We start from the raw sequence: 253 nt of genomic DNA, 5'->3' as shown, positions 1-253 counted from the left end.
TACATCCAATTCATCGCTACTTATCCCAGATAGGATCTTTTTCTCTTCTGCCACTACCAGTCGCTCAACCAATTCTCGCTTCGTTACGCAGTAACGGGACGCCAATCGCTGGACCGCCAGACTGGCACCGGTCGATACCCACAGGTTTATACGGCGTTCACCATTCTCTCCCGCCTCACACCGACGCTTGCGGTAGGCGGCTTGCCTTTCTGCTGCAGTTGTCACATCCTTCTTCATTCTATTTCTCCTTCGT

1 protein-coding gene is annotated in these 253 nt (G+C 52.2%); it reads right to left on the bottom strand.

Features of this window, described 5'->3' with window-relative positions:
• A partial coding sequence (locus IV91_RS17360; protein WP_031599603.1) for a hypothetical protein occupies nucleotides 1-237 on the bottom strand: 237 nt, incomplete at its 3' end.
• Between the last annotated feature and the right edge of the window lie 16 nt (nucleotides 238-253).

This window comes from Ferrovum myxofaciens (genome assembly GCF_000735045.1).
Lineage (GTDB): Bacteria > Pseudomonadota > Gammaproteobacteria > Burkholderiales > Ferrovaceae > Ferrovum > Ferrovum myxofaciens.
This window is presented reverse-complemented; position numbering and strand designations above follow the sequence as displayed.